Genomic DNA, 18,023 nt, shown 5'->3' on the forward strand with positions numbered 1-18,023 from the left:
TCCTCCACGAGGGCCCGATGCACGGCTACGAGCTGCGCAAGCGGCTCAACCTGCTGCTCGGGACCTTCCGGGCGTTCTCCTACGGCTCGCTCTACCCGGCGCTGCGCGGCATGCTCGCGTCCGGGTGGATCGCCCAGGAGGACCCCGCGGACCCGGCCGCCGGACCGGCGACGGCGGGCAAGCGCGCCCGCATCGTCTACAAGATCACCGCGGAGGGCAAGGAGGAGTTCCACCAGCTCCTCGCCGACGCGGGCCCCGACACCTGGGAGGACGAGCGGTTCGGCGTCCACCTGGCGTTCTTCGCCCACGCCGACGCGGCGACCCGCATGCGGGTCCTCGAGGGCCGGCGCTCCCGGCTCGAGGAGCGCCGGGAGAGGTTCGGGGCGTCGCTCTCGCGCACGCGGGAACGGCTCGACACCTACACCCTCGCGCTGCAGCGGCACGGCCTCGAGTCGGTCGAGCGCGAGGTGCGCTGGCTCGGCGAGCTCATCGACGACGAGCGCGCCGCGTCCGCGGACAGCGCTCAGCGCACCCCCCACGAAGACGTGACCGGCCCGTCCGGCGCGCAGTCAGCATGAAAGAGAGAGGTCATCGGATGGGTTCCGTACGCGTAGCCATCGTCGGCGTGGGCAACTGCGCCTCGTCCCTCGTCCAGGGCGTCGAGTACTACAAGGACGCGGACCCCGAGGGCCGCGTGCCCGGGCTCATGCACGTCCAGTTCGGCCCGTACCACGTCCGCGACGTGGAGTTCGTGGCCGCGTTCGACGTGGACGCCAAGAAGGTCGGCCAGGATCTGGCCCACGCGATCTTCGCCTCCGAGAACAACACCATCAAGTTCGCCGACGTCGCGCCGACCGGTGTGACCGTGCAGCGCGGCCACACCCACGACGGCCTGGGCAAGTACTACTCCCAGACCATCGAGGAGTCCGACGAGGCCGCGGTCGACGTCGTGCAGGCGCTCAAGGACGCGAAGGTCGACGTCCTCGTCTCCTACCTCCCGGTGGGCTCGGAGGTGGCCGACAAGTTCTACGCGCAGTGCGCGATCGACGCGAAGGTCGCCTTCGTCAACGCCCTCCCGGTCTTCATCGCCTCCGACCCCGAGTGGGCGGCGAAGTTCACCGAGGCCGGCGTCCCGATCGTCGGTGACGACATCAAGTCGCAGGTCGGCGCGACCATCACGCACCGCGTGCTGGCGAAGCTGTTCGAGGACCGCGGCGTGCAGCTGGACCGCACGTACCAGCTCAACGTCGGCGGCAACATGGACTTCAAGAACATGCTCGAGCGCGAGCGCCTGGAGTCCAAGAAGATCTCGAAGACGCAGGCCGTCACCTCGAACCTCCAGCACGACCTGGGCGCCCGCAACGTCCACATCGGCCCGTCGGACTACGTCCAGTGGCTCGACGACCGCAAGTGGGCGTACGTCCGCCTCGAGGGCCGCGCGTTCGGCGACGTCCCGCTGAACCTCGAGTACAAGCTCGAGGTCTGGGACAGCCCGAACTCCGCCGGCATCATCATCGACGCCGTGCGCGCCGCGAAGATCGCCCTCGACCGCGGCATCGGCGGCCCGATCCTGTCCGCCGCGTCGTACTTCATGAAGTCCCCGCCGGTGCAGTACGCCGACGACGTGGCGCGCAAGCAGGTCGAGGAGTACATCCTCGGGAACGTCGAGCGCTGAGCCGACGGAGGTAGGGCGACGCAGGAGCCCTGCCGGAGGAGGCGAAGCGGGAGACGTTCCCCGTGTGGGAGGAACGTCGAGCGCTAGTCCACACAGCGAGGTCCCCGGTGCTGAGCACCGGGGACCTCCTGCTGCGTACGGGGGACGGCGACGGTCAGGCCGGTGACATCTCGGGCTTGAGGACGACCTTCGTCCAGCCGTCGTCCCGGGCGTCGAAGTGCTGGTACGCCTCCACCGCCTGCTCGAGCGGCAGCTGGTGGCTGACGATGAACGACGGTTCGGCCTTGCCGGCGGCGATGAGGTCGCGCAGCTGCCGGTTGTACTTCTTGACCGGCGCCTGGCCGCTGCCGATGTGCTGGCCCTTGAACCAGAACATGCCGTAGTCGAAGGCGAGCTTGCCCTGCTTGGCGAGCTCGTCGCTGCCGCCGGGGTCTTGCGGGACGAAGACCCCGACGTTGCCGATCCTGCCGGTGAAGCGCACGGAGGCGACGAGCCGGTTCATGGTGAGGTTCGGCTGCTCATGCCCGTCGGGCTCGTGCGCCTGGTAGCCGACGCACTCGCAGCCGTTGTCCGCGCCGAGGCCCATGGTCTCCTCGAGCACCGCCTGCACCGGGTCGACCTTCGAGTCGTCGATCGCGATCGCACCGATGGACTCGGCGAGGCGCAGCCGGTCCGGGTGCCGGTCCACCACCATCACCTTGCTCGCGCCGCGGATCGTCGCGGAGAGCGCGGCCATGAGCCCGACCGGGCCGGCGCCGTAGATCACCGTCTGGTCGCCGGGGGACACGCCCGCGAGCTCGGTGGCGTGGTAGCCCGTCGGGAAGATGTCCGCGAGCATCACGTAGTCGGCGGCCCGCTCGTCGGCGTCCTCCCCCAGCCGCAGGCAGTTGAAGTCGCCCCACGGCACGCGCAGCAGGTCGGCCTGGCCGCCGGCCCACGGGCCCATGTCGGCGAACCCGTACGCCGCCCCCGCCCAGTCCGCCTTGGGCTGCGCGGTGAGGCAGTAGTTGGTCAGCCCGTGCTCGCAGTTCTTGCAGTGGCCGCAGGCGACGTTGAAGGGCAGGACGACCCGGTCGCCGACCTTCACCTTGTCGACACCGTCGCCGACCGCGATGACCTCGCCCATGTTCTCGTGGCCGAACCAGCGGCCGGTCTCGAAGTCGGTGCGGCCCTCGTACATGTGCAGGTCGGAGCCGCAGATGTTCGTCGTGGTGATCCGCACCAGGACGTCGGTCGAGCGCTCGATCCGGGCGTCGGGCACGTCCTTGACGCTGACCTTGCGCGGGCCCTCGTAGACGACTGCTCTCATGGTGCTCCCTCGGTCGCAGGCGGTGCTGCCTCTGCGTGCGCCGACCTCCTGCCGGCGCGGCAACGACCTCATCGGACACCCGCCGGCAGCGCAGCGGCATCGGCAGACCTGCCGATACCGGGTGATGCGCAGCGGGGCCAGGGCGGGAATCGGTCATCCTGCCGATGGGCCGACCCGGCGGGTCCGCGTTCGATGGGCTGCGTCCACCGACCGCCGACACCGAGGGGCGAGCATGACGCGCCACCAGCACCGCAGGGTGCGCGCCGCATGAGCGTGCTGCGCGTCCAGCGCTTCGTCCGCACCAGCATGTGGCTGCTGCCCGTCGCGTGCCTCGCCGTCGGCATCCTGCTCGCCCTCGGCACGCTCGAGATCGACCGCGCCACGTCGTACGACCTCGTGCCGCAGGACATCACCGGGACACCGTCGGACGCGCAGACGATCCTGTCGTCGTTCGCCAGCGCCATGGTGTCGCTCACCACGCTCGTCCTCACAGTCACCCTCGTCGCGGTGCAGCTGGCGATGGGGCAGTTCTCCCCCCGGATCGTGGGGGCCCTGCTCAACGACCGGTGGAGCCAGCTGGCGATCGGGCTGTTCGGAGCCAGCTTCCTGGTCTCGGTGCTCACGCTGCGCGAGGTCCGGGACTCCGGCGACGGCACGGTCCCCGGGCTGTCGATGCTGCTGTGCTACCTGCTGATGCTCGTCAGCGTCGTCGTGCTCGTGCTCTACGTGCACCACGCCGGCCAGGGCCTGCGCGTCTCCGGGCTGATCGACCTGGTCGGCGACCGCACCCGCGCACTCATCGTGCGCGAGCACGGCGACGCACCCGACACGACGAGCGCGGAGAGCATCGCGGCGTACGGGCCGGGCAACGTCGTCCGGGTCGACCGCCCCGCCCTGGTCGCCGCCGCCCGGCAGGCGGGGTGCGTGCTCGAGCTGGTGCCCGTCATGGGCGACTTCGTCGTCGGGGGGACTCCGCTGCTGCGGGTGCACCCCGACCCGTCCGCCGCCGGAGGCGCCGAGGGCGTGGTCGCCCGGCTGCGCGAGGGCGACGTGACCCGGCACGTCCTGCTCGGCGAGGAGCGCGTGCACACCGAGGACCTGGCCTACGGCTTCCGCAAGCTGGTCGACATCGCGGTGCGCTCCGTCGCCGAGCCGTTCAACGACCCGACCACGACCGTCCAGGCGCTGCACCGGCTGCACGACCTGCTCCGCCAGCTCGCGCCCCGCCCGCTGCCCTGCGGCGAGCACCGCGACGTGGACGGCGTGGTGCGGCTCGTGGAGCGGACCGTGAGCTGGGAGGGGTACGTCCGGCTCGCCTTCGACGAGATCCGCCTCGCCGGCGCCTCCGAGCCGCAGGTGAGCCGGCGGATCTGCGCGGCCCTGGCCGACCTCAAGTCCGTCGCGCCGCCGGAGCGGCAGGCGCCGCTGGACCGTCAGCTCCGGCTGCTCGAGGGCGCCGTCCGGAAGGCCCACGACGACGAGGACGACGTCCGCGCCGCGCTCGTCCCCGACACGGAGGGCATCGGGTCGGGAGCCGACGTCACCGCGCCCCCCGCGCTCCTCGACCGGTCCGGCCCGTGACCCCTCCCGACCCGGCAGCCCTGCGCGGCGAGCTCGTCGCCGCGGTCTCGACGCCCGGAGCCCCGGAGGACCGCGCGCGGCAGGTGCTCGAGGTCCTCGCGGGGGTCCTGGCCTTCGACGCCGCGTGGCTCGCGGTCCGTGACCCCGAGCGCCGGTGGCACACGCCCCTCGCCACCCGTGGACCGGTCGACCCGCTGCACCGCTACTTCCAGACACCGGAGGCGGATGCGGAGGTGGAGCGGCTGGGCCTCGGCCGGCGGCGGGAACCGACGCTCACGGGCGAACTCCCCGTTCCGCTCGAGGAGGTGCGGGCATGGGAGGAGCACCTGCTGCCCGCCGGTTTCCGCGCGGGACTCGCCGCCGGGCTGTTCACCTCGGACGGGCGCCTCGTCGGGTTCCTCAGCCTGCTGAGCGACGACCCCCGCGGGCCCGGCCCGGACGAGAGCCGGGCCGTCGCCGCGGTGAGCACGCTGCTGGCCGACGGGCTCGACCGGGCCCGGCAGATCGGCCAGACGGCCAGCGCGCTCGGGACGGCGACCGGCGGCGTGCTGCTGACCAGGTCCGGGGAGGTCCTGCCGCTGCCTGGTCTGCCCGCGGACCCGCTGCTGCGCAGGCAGTCCCCCGTGCTCGTCGTGGCGCGGCGCGAGCTCGCCGGTGGCGGCGCGTACGCCAGCTTCCTGGTGCCGGACGACCGCGCGCCCGACGGGCTCGTCCGCGTGACGGCGCTGGACTGCAGCGACGCCCGGGACCACCTCACCGCCGCGCTGCTGCTCTCACCACCCGGCGACCTGCGCGGGCTGGGCGAGCTGGACCTGGAGGTCCTGGGGCTGCTGGTCGAGGGGACCACCTCGCTCCGCGTGATCGCCGGCGCGCTCGGCGTGAGCACCGCTCAGGCGGGCCGGGCCCTGGAGGCGGCGCTGCTCGCCCTGTCCGCACCCTCCCTCCCCGCGGCTGCCGCACGGGCCGTCCGCGCCGGACTGCGGATCCCGCCGGCGCTGGCGCGTACGCGCCGCGGCGGCGGCCGCTGAGCGACGGCGGGATCGGTCGTCCTGCCGATGGTGTCGGCAGGAGAGGAGGGGATGTGCTGGGGCGACGGAGCAGGAGCACCGCCGCACCAGACCCCACGGGAGGACCGGACCGAGATGGAGCTGACCTCGAGCACGACCGTCACCAGCCCGCCGGAGGAGGTGTACGCGCTCTGGCGCCAGCTCGACCGGCTGCCGGAGTTCATGGCGCACCTCGAGGAGGTGCGCGTGACAGCGCCCGGCCGCAGCCACTGGCGGGCGAGCGCGCCGTTCGGCAAGGACGTGGAGTGGGACGCGGAGACCACGGACGACGTCCCCGGGCAGCGCCTCGCGTGGCGCTCGCTCGAGGGCGCCGACGTCCCCAACGCGGGCGAGGTGCGCTTCGTGCCCGCGCCCGGCGGCCGGGGCACCGAGGTGCACGTGCGGCTGAGCTACGACCTGCCGGGCGGTGCGCTCGGCAAGGCCGTCGCGACGTACTTCGGCGAGGAGCCCTCCCAGCAGCTCGACGACGACCTGCGGCGGTTCAAGCAGGTCCTCGAGGTCGGGGAGGTCGTCTGCAGCGACGGCGCGCCGCGCGGCAAGCACGCGCGCGAGGAGTTCCCGCAGCACCCCGCCCGACCGTTGAGCCCCGAGGAGCGCGCGGAGGTGCTCGCATGAAGGCCACCTGCTGGGTCAGCCGCAACGAGGTCGAGGTGCAGGAGGTCCCCGACCCCACCATCCTCAACGCCCGCGACGCGGTCGTCCGCATCACCTCCACCGCGATCTGCGGCTCCGACCTGCACCTGCTCGACGGCTACGTGCCGACGATGCAGGAGGGCGACGTCATGGGCCACGAGTTCATGGGGGAGGTCGTCGAGGTCGGGCCGGGCGTCGACCGCGAGAAGCTGCGTGTCGGCGACCGCGTCGTGGTCCCGTTCCCCATCGGCTGCGGCGCCTGCGCCGCGTGCCGCAGCGGGCTGTGGTCCTGCTGCGAGAACACCAACCCCAACGCCGGGGTGGCCGAGAAGATGTTCGGCCACCCCGTCGCCGGCATCTACGGCTACTCGCACCTGACCGGGGGCTTCGCCGGCGGCCAGGCGGAGTACGCCCGCGTCGTGCTCGCCGACGTCAACCCGCTGAAGATCGAGTCCGACCTCACCGACGAGCAGGTGCTCTTCCTCTCCGACATCCTGCCGACCGGCTACATGGGCGCGGAGATGTGCGACATGACCGACGTTGACGTCGTCGCGGTGTGGGGAGCCGGGCCGGTCGGGCAGTTCGCCATGGACAGCGCACGGGTGCTCGGCGCGGCCAAGGTCATCGCGATCGACGACGTGCCGTACCGGCTGGAGATGGCGGCTTCCCAGGGCTACGAGACGATCGACTTCTCGGACACGGACGTGCGCTCCGCCCTGCTCGAGCTCACCGGCGGCCGCGGCCCCGACAAGTGCATCGACGCCGTCGGGCTCGAGGCCACGCACGGCGCCGCCCACGTCGGCCTCTACGACCGGGCCAAGCAGGCGGTGCGGTCCGAGACGGACCGGCCCCACGCCCTGCGCCAGGCGATCACCTCCTGCCGCAGCGGGGGGATCGTCTCGGTCATCGGCGTCTACGGCGGGTTCATCGACAAGTTCCCGGCAGGCGCGTGGATGAACAGGGCGATCACGCTGCGGACCGGGCAGTGCCACGTCCAGCGCTACATGCGCCCGCTGCTCGAGCGGATCGAGCGCGGCGAGATCGACCCGACGCGGGTCATCACCCACCGCCTCCCCCTGGCCGAAGCGGCGCACGGGTACGACGTCTTCAAGCACAAGGCGGACGGCTGCGAGAAGGTCGTCCTCAAGCCCTGAGGCCGGTGGAGGCGCCCCGGACCGGCGATGCGGGTCCGGGGCGGGTCCTCCGAACGGCGGAGGGCCGCGCGCGGATTTGCCGTGCCGCCCCCGTCGGACGGTTGCGCACCGGTCGCTCGGGTAGCGACCGGGGGCAGGGCCGGACACACGCGGGCTCTCCCCTGGTTCCCGCGTGCAGAGAGGTCGAATGGACGAGCCCACCGTCATGGACCTGGTCGCGACGTCCTCGTCCTCGGGCCCGGTCGCCCAGCGGGCCGAGGGCATGCTCCGCTCGCTCCGCCAGCTGGTGCCGTTCGATGCGGCGTGGCTCGCGCTGTCGGACTCCACCAGCGGGAGCTACACCTCGCTCGCGAGCGTCGACCTGCCGGCCAGCACGCTGCGCTACCTCAGCGGCCCGCGGATGGCCCGCGACATCGAGGTGACGCAGACCGACCGCCTCCGGCCGCCGCTGAGCCCGTCGGACCTGCCCTACTCCGCCGCGGAGCTGCCCACGTGGGCGGAGTGCCTGCACCCGTCGGGCTTCCACGAGGCGCTCGCCGTCGCGCTGTTCGAGGACGGGGGGCGGCGCCACGTCGGGTTCCTCGCCCTGCTGTCCGCGGGGACCGAGCCACCACGTGCCGACGTGCGGCAGCGCCTGCACGAGCTGACCCCGGTGCTCGCCCGCGGCATCGACCCCGTGCGCGCCCTCGCCGCCGCGGCCCGGATGGTCAAGGGCGCGACCGCGGGGGCGCTGCTCTGCGCCAGCAGCGCGGTCCTCCCCCTGTCCGGCCTGGAGGGACACCCGCTGCTGACCGGGTCCTCGCCGCTGGTCGCCGTCGCGCGCAGCTCGGTGGCGGAGGGCGCGGCGTACCGGTCGTTCGTGTGGCCGCTCGGCGGTCACCACGCGCCCGACGGGCACGTGCGGGTCACCGTCCTCGCGGGTGGCACCGACCCGTCCCCGGGCCTCGTCGGGACCGTCGTGCTGTCCCCTCCCGGGCACCTGCGCGGCCTCACCCCGCGCGAGCTCGAGGTCCTCGGCCTCGTCGTGGAGGGCTGCTCCAACCAGCAGATCGCCCACACCCTCGTCGTCGCCCCGCGGACCGTCGCCACCCACCTCGAGCACATCCTCGAGAAGGTGGGCGCCTCGTCCCGCACGCTCGCGGCGGTGCGAGCCGAGCGCGAGGGCCTGTACGTCCCGGCCGCCGCGGGGACCTCCGCGAGGAGGTGACCCGCGCCTCCGATGAGGGCTCGGGCGCTGCGTCGTCGTACCGCCATGACGATGACGACGAGCGTGCTGAGCGTGACGCTGACGGTGGCGGACCTGGACGCGGCGGTCGCGTTCTGGACCGGAGTCCTCGGCTGCGAGCTGCGCTACGACGTGGAGGCGATGCCGGGGGCGCGGATGGTCGAGGTGGTGCCGCCCGGGTCGTCGGTGGGGATCGTGCTCCTGCCTCCGGGCAGCCCCGTCCCGGCGGCGGTGCGTCTCGGCACGACCGACGCCGACGCCGCGTACGCCGCGCTGGCGCAGGTGGAGGGCGTGGTGCTGCACAACGGCGACGTGCTGCGGTGGCCGGGCGTGCCGCCGATGTTCCACTTCAGCGACCCGGACGGCAACGGGCTGGTCTACCTCGAGACCCCGCCCGCCTAGCCCGCCGTGCGGAGGGCCGTCCCTCGGCGGGCCCGGACGTGCCGGTGGGCCGGAGCTGCGTGCTCCGGCCCACCGGTCTGTCGAGTGCCGCCCGCGGGTGCGGGCGTCGTGCGGTCGCGGCCTACGGGAAGGTGACGACCTGGACGGGGACGTCCGGGTTGACCGCGCTGGCGGCAGCGCCACCGGTGCTGTTGATGACGTGGTCGATCGTGCCGAAGTCGAAGCCGTTCGCCTTGGCGTTCAGCGCGATCGTCGTCAGGCCGTGGATCTGGACACCGGGCTTCACGGGAGCCTCGAAGGACCGCGAGGCGTGCAGTCCGGAGGTCTTGTTCGTGAAGATGTAGCTGCCCATGCCGTAGCCCTGGAACGTCTTCACCGAGTCGGTCACCTTGAACGCGGCGTAGCCGAGGGAGCCCCGGTGCGCCCACGCGGCCTGGCTCGGCGCGTCGTAGGGCAGCTCGTTCTGGAAGAACACCACGGTGCCGCCGTTGCCGTTCCAGATCACGTTGTACTGCTGGAAGTGCTCGACGAACAGGCCGGTCGCGGTGACGTCGTTCCCGTTGACCACGAGGCCGTTGTCCGAGGTGTTGACCGTCCAGCCGACCGAGCCCTCGACGCCGTGGTCCGCGCGCCACACCCACAGGTCGTCGAGCAGGACGCCGTTGGTGTTGACCTCGAGCGCCTCCTCGGCCTTGCCCACGTGCGGGCCGCCGACGCGGAAGAACACGTCCTGCAGCGCGACCGGACGAGCCGGGTCGGTCTGCTGGCCGGGGGCGTTGTGGATGCCGATCTTCACGAGGGCGCGGGAGCTGACCGGGCCGGCGTCGACCGTGAGGCCGGCGATGTCGATGCCGGGGACGCTGTCGGTCCGCAGCGCGGTCGCGCCGTGCTGCGCCGTCAGCGTCGGGAGTCCGAGGCCGAGCACGACGGTGTCGGGGTGCGTGACCTTGATGGTCTTGGCCACGTCGTAGACGCCCGGCGTCAGGAGCAGGTTCTGGCCCTTGTCCAGCGCCTTGTTGATGTCCTTCACCGAGTCGCCCGGCTTGGCGATGAAGAAGCTCGACAGCGGCAGCGAGGTGCCGGGCGTGTGGCCGCCGGCCCACGTGGTGCCGGACGAGCCCCGCTGCGCCGACGGGACGAAGACCGCCCAGTTCCCGGAGCCGTCGAGGTAGAGGTACGGCTTCTCCTTGCTCAGCGGCGTCGTCGCGAGCGTGGTGTAGACGTTGCCGTCGCCGCCGAAGTTCTGCGCGGGAGCGTTGACGTCACCGGAGAAGACCTGGTTCCACACACCGTTGGACCAGCCGCCGCCGAGGTTGCTGTTGCGCACGTAGAACTGCTGCTGCGAGCCGTTCAGCGCCCCGGCCTCGAGGTACGAGTCGGCGACGAAGCCGCCGCTCGCGAAGTTGGGGTTCTCGCAGTACGGCATGAACGTCGTGTAGCCCTTGACGTCCACGCGGCGCATCGGCGCGGCCTGCGAGACGGCCCACATCTCGTTGGAGGTGTGGCAGTCGCCGGGGAGGCCCTTGAAGTTGATGGTGAGGTTGGAGACCGAGCGCCAGAACGTGTCGAGCGCGCCGCTGCCGTCGTGGCCGTACGCCGTGACCGCACCGTTGATGGTGACGCCCGAGGGGTCCTGGCCGAGGCCGTCGACCTCGGTGTAGTAGCCGACCTTGATGTTGAGCGGCTTGTCCGGGGTGCCGTAGGTCCCCGGCTTGAACAGCAGCGCGTAGCGCGCCGTGCCCATCTCGTTGGTGTCCTGCTGGGCGAAGATCGCGTCAGCCTGCGCCTGGATGTCGTCCTGCGACATGCTCGGGTCGAAGACGATGACGTTGGGGCCGAGGACCGAGCTGCCGACCGGGAGCGGAGCGGCGCTGGCGACACCAGCGACGCCGGCCAGACCCAGGGAGGTCGCGGCGAGCGAGCCGACGGCGAGGCCGGCGAGCAGCCCGCGCCGGCGGACCGACGAGCGGGCGGGGCGGACGGGCACGTGGCCGGCCGCGGAGGGCTGCGGAAGACGCAACGAGACTCCTTCGTCTTCAGTGCTGGGGCGGTCCCGCCCTGGTGGCGGGGCCGGAGTGCAGCGTCACCGTAGTTGGCGGTCTGCCGTGGTGCAAGCGCTTGCAGAGGCTTCTCTCACGGCATGGACGAAGCGTCACCCCCGTGCAGTGCACGCGGTGATGCGGCGACCACGAGCCGTTGGTGCACGAGCGGGAGGAACCCCTCACCTGGTCCCGTTCTGCCCCCGCACGGCCGGTCTGCGCCCTCAGCCGCCGGTGCCGGACGTCCGCAGCACCACGACGCGGTCGCCGTCCTGCAGCGTCGCCGCCTGCGGGTCGTCGTAGAGCAGGGTGCGCCCGCCGCGCACGACCGCGAGCACCGGGACGCCGAGGGAGGAGGCGGCACGGCCCACCTCGTCGGGCGCGACGCCGCGGTCGAGGACGTCGAGGCCCGTACCGAACGACAGGAGGTCCTCCACCACGTCGACCGCGGCCGGGCTGCCCGTCGCGAGCCCGAGCAGCCGTCCCGTCGTCTCCGAGGAGACGATGACCGAGCTCGCGCCGCTCTGCCGCAGCAGCTCGGCGTTGTCCGCCTCGCGGGCCGCGGCGACGACCGTCACCTGCGGCGCCTGGCGGCGGACGGCGAGGGAGGCGAGCACCGCCGTGTCGTCGGCCCCGAGCGCGACGACCACGGTGGCGGCCCGCTCGACCAGCGCTTCGGCCAGCGCCCGGCGGTCCGTCGCGGACCCGACCACCGCGACGAGCCCGTCCGCGGCGGCGGACGCGGTGGCCCGCTCGTCGGCGTCCACGACCACGACCTGCTCGCGCGGGTGGCCCTGGAGGAGCAGGGCGCGGACGGCGTTGCGCCCCTTGGTGCCGTAGCCCAGCACGACGACGTGACGGTCCACGCGCGACCTCCATCGGGACAGGCGGAGCTCCTGGCGGGAGCGCTCGGTGAGCGCGGAGATCGTGGTCCCCACGAGCACGACGACGAACAGCAGGCGCATCGGCGTCACCACGAGGGCGTTGACCAGCCGCGCGCTGGTCGTCACCGGCGTGATGTCGCCGTAGCCGGTCGTCGAGAGCGTGACCGTCGTGTAGTACAGCGCGTCCACCACCGAGACGTGGCCGTCGGCGTTGTCGGTGTAGCCGCCCCGCTCCACGAGGACCAGCCCCCAGTTGAGCAGCACGAGCACTCCGGCGAACGCGAAGCGCTTTGCGATGGCCACGAGCGGGCGGCCGGGAGCGCGCGTCGGGAGGCGGACGCGCAGGGGCGCGGGCTGCTGCACGGGCCTCCCCTACCACCGGTGCGGCAGGGGAACCGCCGGGACGGACCTAGGGCGCGTCGACGTCGGTGAGGAACTCGACGCGCACGTCGCGGGTGAGCGGGCCGATCTCGTGGAGGAACGCCGCCGTCGCCGGGCGCGCCTCGTGGTCGGCGTGGCCCTGCTCGTCGCGGTAGAGCTCGTAGAACACGCGGGCCAGCGGGTCGTCCTTCACGTGGTGGGTCGTGTAGACGAGCGTGCCCGGCTCCTCGCTCCGGATCCCCGGCAGCACCTCGGCGACCAGCGCGTCGAACCGCGCGGCGGCTGCCTCGTCCTGCAGGTCGAAGCGGACGACGATCCCGAACATGCGCGTCTCCTGTCCCACGGCTGGCCTGCCCGTCCGGCGGCCCGCTGGAAGCCTCGCACCCCCGTGGGCGCGGTCGGCCAGCGGCACCCGCTCTGCGGCGACCGGGTGATCCTCCTCGTCCGTCCTCGGGCGAGCGCGGCTGCGGGCCGAGGGGGAGGGCGGACCTGCCGCCCAGCCCAGCCAGCCAGCCACACCTGACAAGCCGAGGAGCCGACGTGCCCGCCCTGCTCGCCCGTACCCTCCTCGCGGTCGTCGGCACGGTCGGCGCCGCCACCGCCGGCGTCGTGCTCACGACCAGCCCGGCGAGCGGCGCCGCGCCCGCCGTGGAGCGAGGAACCACGCACGCTCCCGCCCCCGTGCCGTACGCCGTGCTGCACCAGCGCTCCGCTTGGCACCACCGGGTGACGAAGGGCGACGGCCCTCCCGGGAACATCACCGCGGTGATCCCGAACCTCTTCTCCTGCAGCACCGTGACCGAGCTCTGCGTGCAGCAGAACGGGCCGCACGCGCGCAAGATCCCCGACGTGTGCGTCTGGCGCCGCCCCGGGCAGAGCGCGGTCGTCCGCGTCGACCAGCCCTGCTGAGCGGTGGGCCTCAGCCCCCGACGACGGTCAGCGTGATGACGCCGGAGTAGGTCCCGGGCGGGGTCGAGGACGGCGCCTCCACGGTGAGCCGGCCGGCGAGCGAGACGGTCCCGCTCCCCTGCGGGGCGTGCGCGATGACGTGCGGCTGGCCGCCCAGCCCGTCCGTACCGGGGTCGCCCGGGCCCACCGGGGACGCGGGAGCCGGGACGTCGGTCGTCGTCAGCGTCCGCACCACTCCGTCAGCGTCGGGCACGGAGGTCGAGGTGACCCCGGTCAGCCCGACGTTCTGCCCGTTGATCGCCGCCGCGCCGCTGCGCAGGTCCCCCGCCTGCGCCTGCAGGGTCCACGGGAGGTCGCCCGCGCGGCTGTCGCTGACCTGGATCCCGTCGAGGTCTCCCGTCGTGACGAACCTCGTGCCGTCGGGGTCGAGCTCCAGGGTGCCGAGGTCGAGCGGGTGGTCCGCGGTGTAGGGCGTCGTGATCGTGATGACGCCGGCAGGCGGCGCGTCGGCCGCCGCGTCCTGCTCGGCGACGGCGGCGCGGTGCACGACGACCGGCCCGGGCTCCGCCGGCGGCGCGTCGGACGCGCCGGGGACGAGCAGCGGGCTCCTCAGGACGGCACCGAGCGGCGGGACGGCCGGCGCGCTGGGCACCGGAGCCAGGTCGGTGGGGGCGGCCGGGCTGGAGGCGACGGCCGGCGACGGGACGGAGGCGGCACTCGGCGACGGGCTGACGGGCGACGCGACCAGCGCGGCCGGCGCTGGGGGCGCTGAGGGCGCGGCGGGCAGCGGCTGGGCCGAGGGCTCCTGCGGCGACGGGGCGGGGGCTGCCGTCGCGCTCACCGGCGGCGCGTCGCCGCTGGCCGGCGCGGGGGGCTCGTCGGCGGGCGCAGGGGTCGTCGACGGGTCGGTCGGTGACGTGGGGTCCGGCGGCGACGGGGAGTCCGATGGCGACGGGGAGTCCGGCGGCGACGGCGCACCCGTCGGAGGCGCAGGAAGCGGGGCGGGGTCCGCAGGGGCGGTCTCTGCGGGAGCGGAGGACGCTGCGGGCGCGACCGTCGCGCTCGGGCTGCTCGAGGGCGGGAGCGTGCCGTAGGTGCCGTCCGCCGTGACGTCGACACCGGTGCTCGCCGTGCCCAGCACCACGCCGGCGGGGTCGAGGCACTCCAGCTCGACGACGTACGCACCGGCAGGCACATCGTCTCCGGCGGGCGCGGCGACCGCCTGCACGTCCAGCGCGCCCGTCGCAGCGGGGAGCGGCGTCGCGGGCACGAGCACGGCCCCGTCCTGCGGCAGCGACGCGCCGAACAGGTGCACGGCGTACGCGCCCGTCGCAGCGGGGAGCGGCGTCGCGGGCACGAGCACGGCCCCGTCCTGCGGCAGCGACGCGCCGAACAGGTGCACGGCGTACGCGCTCGCCGCCGGGTCCGGGCACCCGTCGGGGGCCTGCACCGCGAAGGGCCCGGACAGGGCCCCGCGGGCGGGGACCAGGACGAGCGGAGCGGTCGTGCTCGCCGGTGGGTCCACGGGCTCGGCCCCGGCCCGGGCGGCCAGCGGCAGCGTCACCGCCGCGGCGAGGGCAGCAGCGAGCGCCGCCCTGCCACGGGACCTCCCCACCTGCGTCTCCCCTGCCCTCGCTCGACCTCCGACCCCCGCCCGCCGCCCCGACCGCTGACCGGTCAGCCGAAGCGGCCGTTGACGTAGTCGAAGGTCCGCGGGTCCTCCGGCGCTTCGAAGACCTGCTGGGTGCTCCCCTGCTCCACGATGTGGCCGGGCTGCCCCTGCTCCGCGAGGAAGAACGCGCAGACGTCGGAGACGCGCGCCGCCTGCTGCATGTTGTGCGTGACGATGACGATCGTCACCTCGCGCTTGAGCTCGTGGATCGTCTCCTCGATGCGGCGCGTCGAGGTCGGGTCGAGCGCCGAGCACGGCTCGTCCATGAGCAGCACCTTCGGCTGCACCGCGAGCGAGCGGGCGATGCAGAGCCGCTGCTGCTGGCCGCCGGAGAGACCGCCGCCGGGCTGGCGCAGGCGCGTGCGCACCTCGTTCCACAGGCCCGCCTTGCTGAGGCACGACTCGACGAGCACGTCCTTCTCGTCGCGACCGGCCTTGCGCCCGGTGAGCTTGAGCCCGGCGAGCACGTTGTCGTAGATGCTCATGGCCGGGAAGGGGTTCGGCTTCTGGAAGACCATGCCGATGTCCCTGCGCGCCTCGGTCAGCCGGCGCTGCGGGGCGTAGATGTCCTCGCCGTCCAGCAGGACCTCGCCGGCCAGTGAGGCGGAGGGCACGAGCTCGTGCATCCGGTTGAGGATGCGCAGGAACGTCGACTTGCCGCAGCCCGACGGCCCGATCAGCGCCGTCACCTGACCGGCGGGCATGACGAGGTCGACGCGGTCGAGGACCTTGTGGTCCCCGAACCACGCGGAGACGCTGCGGCCCTCCAGGCTCGCGAGCTGGACGGTCTCGGGCTCGAGCAGCGCGGTCATGCTGTCTCCTCGCTGGTGCGGCATGGCACGGTCGGACGGGTGGGGTGTCGTCATGGCGGCAGCTGCTCGGATCCCTGCTGGTCTAGAGGATGTTCGGGAGGAGGCGGGCCGCCTCGTGGGCGGTGGAGAGGGCGACGTACGCGAGCACCGGCACGCCGGCGAGCCACGCGTGCCAGCCGTCCCAGCGGAGGCGCAGCCAGGCGAAGCCCGCCGCGACCAGCAGGAGTGCCTGCGACCACAGCAGCAACGGCGTCAGCGCGGAGGAGTCGCGGCCGAAGGGCTTCTCGTCGTCCGGGACGTCCTCCAGCACCTTCGCGCTGCGCGGGACGGGCGTGCCCTGCAGCTGCGCGTCGACGCGCAGCACACCGCTCGGAGCCCACCAGGGGCCGTCGGTCGTCACGAGGGTCAGGCGTCCCGTGTGCGGCTGCAGCTGCGGGATCGGGTCGCCCGCACGGCGGAGGTCCTGGACGACGTAGGTGAAGGGCTGCTGGCCCTTCGCCGGTCCCTGGCCGGTCGTGACGAGGATCGTGTCGCCCGCCTTGAGCTCGTGCAGCCGCCGGAACGGCGCGCCGTAGGCCAGTCCCCGCCCGTAGACGACGGCCGGCCCGTACTGCCCGGGCAGCGCGGTGTCCCGCTCGTGCCCCGGGCCCGAGCGCAGCACCGTCGACGACGACCCCTCGAGCACCACCTGGCGCAGCCCGATCGTGGGGATCTGCATCACCGCGACGGGCGCGCCGAGCGGGAGCAGCTGCTTGTGCACCGTGTCCGTCTGCCCGATGGGGGCGAGCCCCTTGGCCAGCTGGACGCGGAACTGGGCGTAGGTCGTGCGCTGGTCGCGGGCCTCGCGCAGCGCCCCGACGCCGACCATCTCGAGGGCGAGGGTGCCGGCGAGCAGGGCGATGACGAGCAGCGCGGAGTGGAGGAGGTACGGCGTGCTGCCCCGGTCGAGCGGCTGCTTGGCCGGGACCAGCTGGAGGACCCGTCTCCCCGCCGGCATGCGCCGACGGGGAGACGGGGTGACGGCGCCGGCGGGGACGGCCGGGCGCTCGTCGGTGAGCGACGAGCTCACTTCACCGACACCGGGCGGCTGGTCGCCGTGCCAGCGGTGTACGTCGCGAGGGAGCCGGTCTCGACGACCGTCAGCTTGTGGCCCTTGTCGGCCTTGGTCACGACGTAGGTCGCCTTGGTGGCGCCCTTGATGGCCTTGCCGTCGCGCAGCCACTGGTACTTCAGCGCCTTGGCCTTCGGCTTGAAGACTGCCGCGGTGGCGGTGAGCTTCGACCCGACCTTGCCGGCACCCGTGATCCGGGGCGCGGTCTTCACCGGCAGCAGCTGCGGGCCGACCTTGACGGCCTTGCTGGTCGAGACCGTCGAGCCGGCGGCGTTGGTCGCGGTCGCCTTGCACGCCTCGCTCTTGCCGAGCTCGGTCTTGGCGATGGTGCGCGAAGCCGAGCTGCCGGCGACGGCCTTGCCGCCCACCAGCCAGGAGTACGCCACGCTCGAGGCGCCCGTGAACGACGCGGTGCACGAGACCTTCTGGCCCACCAGGACCTTGCCCGTGATGCTCGCCGCCTTGACGACCGCGGGGGCGGGCTGCGGCTGGGCCGCCGTGGACTGCGGCGGGGCCGTCGTCACCGGGGGCGCCGGGGGCATCGTCACCGGCGCCGCGGGCGGCGTGGTGACGGGGGCAGCGGGCGGAGTCGTCACCGGCGCCGCGGGCGGCGTGGTGACCGGGACCTCGGTGGGCGTCGGCGTCGGCGTGGGGGTCGGCGTCGGGGTCGGGGTCGGCGTAGGGGTGGGAGTCGGCGTCGGCGTGCTCGTCTGGCAGCTGCCCGTCGTCGTCCAGTGGTGGGCGTCGCAGAAGTCCACGCCGGCGGTGAAGGTCTTGTAGATCTTCGTCGTCCAGTCCACGCACTGCAGCTCGACGACGTAGTGGCCGGGCGCGATGCTCGGCAGGCCGCCGACGACGGTCGCCGCGTCGATCCAGCTCTTCGTCGCGTCGACCGTGACGGGGTGCGTCGACGACCACTGCAGGTTGTTGTTGTCGACGAAGAGGATGCCGTCGTCAGCGTTGGCCATGCCGTACCAGTAGCCGGTGTAGCTGTCCGAGCCCGCCGGGCAGGCGGTGGACGTCGTCAGCGTGGGTCGGTCGGTGTCCAGGCCCGAGGACGGGGTGATCGTGAGGGCGGCGCCCGTGGCGGGCAGCTTCCCCTGCGCAGACGCGGGTCCGGCGGTGACCAGACCGCTCACCCCGACCACGGCAGAGGCAGCGGCCGCCAG

The 18,023-nt window shown here is 73.5% G+C and carries 17 protein-coding genes; 9 read left to right on the top strand and 8 right to left on the bottom strand.

What is annotated here, in order from left to right; genetic code table 11:
• Window positions 1–17 precede the first annotated feature (17 nt).
• Together EV189_RS02060 and EV189_RS02065 are read left to right on the top strand one after the other, a co-directional pair.
• Window positions 18–578, top strand: coding sequence for a PadR family transcriptional regulator (locus EV189_RS02060; protein ID WP_407938104.1), 561 nt, complete (start codon window positions 18–20; stop codon window positions 576–578).
• A 17-nt stretch (window positions 579–595) separates the two neighbouring features.
• Complete coding sequence (locus tag EV189_RS02065; RefSeq protein WP_130491281.1) at window positions 596–1,675, top strand: inositol-3-phosphate synthase; 1,080 nt, start codon at window positions 596–598, stop codon at window positions 1,673–1,675.
• A gap of 154 nt (window positions 1,676–1,829) precedes the next feature.
• Here the strand turns inward: EV189_RS02065 and EV189_RS02070 are convergent, their stop codons facing one another.
• Window positions 1,830–2,984 carry a glutathione-independent formaldehyde dehydrogenase gene (locus EV189_RS02070; RefSeq protein ID WP_130491282.1) on the bottom strand — a complete coding sequence of 385 codons (1,155 nt, stop codon included), beginning with the start codon at window positions 2,982–2,984 and terminating at the stop codon, window positions 1,830–1,832.
• A 267-nt stretch (window positions 2,985–3,251) separates the two neighbouring features.
• Between EV189_RS02070 and EV189_RS02075 the strand changes: the two genes are divergently transcribed.
• The 6 genes from EV189_RS02075 (at window position 3,252) to EV189_RS02100 (ending at window position 9,046) form a co-directional block, all read left to right on the top strand.
• On the top strand, window positions 3,252–4,565 hold the full coding sequence (locus tag EV189_RS02075) for a DUF2254 domain-containing protein (protein WP_130491283.1): 1,314 nt from the start codon (window positions 3,252–3,254) through the stop codon (window positions 4,563–4,565).
• On the top strand, window positions 4,562–5,593 hold the full coding sequence (locus tag EV189_RS02080) for a helix-turn-helix transcriptional regulator (RefSeq protein ID WP_130491284.1): 1,032 nt from the start codon (window positions 4,562–4,564) through the stop codon (window positions 5,591–5,593). The genes EV189_RS02075 and EV189_RS02080 overlap by 4 nt, the downstream gene beginning before the upstream one ends.
• A 114-nt stretch (window positions 5,594–5,707) precedes the next feature.
• A complete protein-coding gene (locus tag EV189_RS02085) occupies window positions 5,708–6,247 on the top strand; it encodes an SRPBCC family protein (RefSeq protein ID WP_130491285.1) in 540 nt (179 codons plus the stop codon).
• Window positions 6,244–7,419: a zinc-dependent alcohol dehydrogenase gene (locus EV189_RS02090; protein WP_130491286.1), complete on the top strand. Its 1,176-nt coding sequence runs from the start codon at window positions 6,244–6,246 to the stop codon at window positions 7,417–7,419. The genes EV189_RS02085 and EV189_RS02090 overlap by 4 nt, the downstream gene beginning before the upstream one ends.
• Window positions 7,420–7,606: 187 nt before the next feature.
• Complete coding sequence (locus EV189_RS02095; protein ID WP_130491287.1) at window positions 7,607–8,626, top strand: helix-turn-helix transcriptional regulator; 1,020 nt, start codon at window positions 7,607–7,609, stop codon at window positions 8,624–8,626.
• A gap of 45 nt (window positions 8,627–8,671) precedes the next feature.
• Window positions 8,672–9,046, top strand: a complete 375-nt coding sequence (locus tag EV189_RS02100) for a VOC family protein (RefSeq protein ID WP_130491288.1) — start codon at window positions 8,672–8,674, stop codon at window positions 9,044–9,046.
• Between the two features lie 121 nt (window positions 9,047–9,167).
• On the opposite strand, the gene EV189_RS02105 is transcribed toward EV189_RS02100, so the two are convergent.
• The 3 genes from EV189_RS02105 to EV189_RS02115 form a co-directional block, all read right to left on the bottom strand.
• Window positions 9,168–11,066 carry a hypothetical protein gene (locus EV189_RS02105; RefSeq protein WP_231115984.1) on the bottom strand — a complete coding sequence of 633 codons (1,899 nt, stop codon included), beginning with the start codon at window positions 11,064–11,066 and terminating at the stop codon, window positions 9,168–9,170.
• 243 nt (window positions 11,067–11,309) lie between these two features.
• Window positions 11,310–12,332 carry a potassium channel family protein gene (locus EV189_RS02110; RefSeq protein ID WP_130491289.1) on the bottom strand — a complete coding sequence of 341 codons (1,023 nt, stop codon included), beginning with the start codon at window positions 12,330–12,332 and terminating at the stop codon, window positions 11,310–11,312.
• Between the two features lie 46 nt (window positions 12,333–12,378).
• The gene (locus tag EV189_RS02115; protein WP_130491290.1) at window positions 12,379–12,675 is read right to left on the bottom strand and encodes a putative quinol monooxygenase; all 297 of its coding nucleotides are present in this window, start codon (window positions 12,673–12,675) and stop codon (window positions 12,379–12,381) included.
• Between the two features lie 215 nt (window positions 12,676–12,890).
• Between EV189_RS02115 and EV189_RS02120 the strand changes: the two genes are divergently transcribed.
• Window positions 12,891–13,259 (top strand): hypothetical protein, encoded by a 369-nt coding sequence (locus EV189_RS02120; protein WP_130491291.1) that lies wholly within the window; start codon window positions 12,891–12,893, stop codon window positions 13,257–13,259.
• A gap of 10 nt (window positions 13,260–13,269) precedes the next feature.
• Here the strand turns inward: EV189_RS02120 and EV189_RS02125 are convergent, their stop codons facing one another.
• The 4 genes from EV189_RS02125 to EV189_RS19970 all read right to left on the bottom strand — a co-directional run bounded on the left by EV189_RS02125 (window position 13,270) and on the right by EV189_RS19970 (window position 17,993).
• On the bottom strand, window positions 13,270–14,874 hold the full coding sequence (locus EV189_RS02125; protein WP_130491292.1) for a hypothetical protein: 1,605 nt from the start codon (window positions 14,872–14,874) through the stop codon (window positions 13,270–13,272).
• Window positions 14,875–14,936: 62 nt separating this feature from the next.
• Window positions 14,937–15,743, bottom strand: a complete 807-nt coding sequence (locus EV189_RS02130) for a phosphate ABC transporter ATP-binding protein (protein WP_130491293.1) — start codon at window positions 15,741–15,743, stop codon at window positions 14,937–14,939.
• 82 nt (window positions 15,744–15,825) lie between these two features.
• Entirely contained in the window at window positions 15,826–16,812 is a 987-nt protein-coding gene (locus EV189_RS02135) for a sortase (protein WP_130491294.1), read from the bottom strand.
• On the bottom strand, window positions 16,809–17,993 hold the full coding sequence (locus EV189_RS19970; RefSeq protein ID WP_165400042.1) for a hypothetical protein: 1,185 nt from the start codon (window positions 17,991–17,993) through the stop codon (window positions 16,809–16,811). Before EV189_RS19970 ends, EV189_RS02135 begins: the two co-directional genes overlap by 4 nt.
• Window positions 17,994–18,023 lie beyond the last annotated feature (30 nt).

It is taken from the genome of Motilibacter rhizosphaerae (assembly GCF_004216915.1).
In the GTDB taxonomy this organism is placed as follows: domain Bacteria; phylum Actinomycetota; class Actinomycetes; order Motilibacterales; family Motilibacteraceae; genus Motilibacter; species Motilibacter rhizosphaerae.

Coding starts and splice junctions, on each gene's coding strand:
- EV189_RS02130 (WP_130491293.1), bottom strand. CDS start 15,743: ATGACCGCGCTGCTCGAGCCCGAGACCGTCCAGCTCGCGAGCCTGGAG.
- EV189_RS02095 (WP_130491287.1), top strand. CDS start 7,607: ATGGACGAGCCCACCGTCATGGACCTGGTCGCGACGTCCTCGTCCTCG.
- EV189_RS02100 (WP_130491288.1), top strand. CDS start 8,672: ATGACGATGACGACGAGCGTGCTGAGCGTGACGCTGACGGTGGCGGAC.
- EV189_RS02115 (WP_130491290.1), bottom strand. CDS start 12,675: ATGTTCGGGATCGTCGTCCGCTTCGACCTGCAGGACGAGGCAGCCGCC.
- EV189_RS02075 (WP_130491283.1), top strand. CDS start 3,252: ATGAGCGTGCTGCGCGTCCAGCGCTTCGTCCGCACCAGCATGTGGCTG.
- EV189_RS02090 (WP_130491286.1), top strand. CDS start 6,244: ATGAAGGCCACCTGCTGGGTCAGCCGCAACGAGGTCGAGGTGCAGGAG.
- EV189_RS02060 (WP_407938104.1), top strand. CDS start 18: ATGCACGGCTACGAGCTGCGCAAGCGGCTCAACCTGCTGCTCGGGACC.
- EV189_RS02065 (WP_130491281.1), top strand. CDS start 596: ATGGGTTCCGTACGCGTAGCCATCGTCGGCGTGGGCAACTGCGCCTCG.
- EV189_RS02070 (WP_130491282.1), bottom strand. CDS start 2,984: ATGAGAGCAGTCGTCTACGAGGGCCCGCGCAAGGTCAGCGTCAAGGAC.
- EV189_RS02085 (WP_130491285.1), top strand. CDS start 5,708: ATGGAGCTGACCTCGAGCACGACCGTCACCAGCCCGCCGGAGGAGGTG.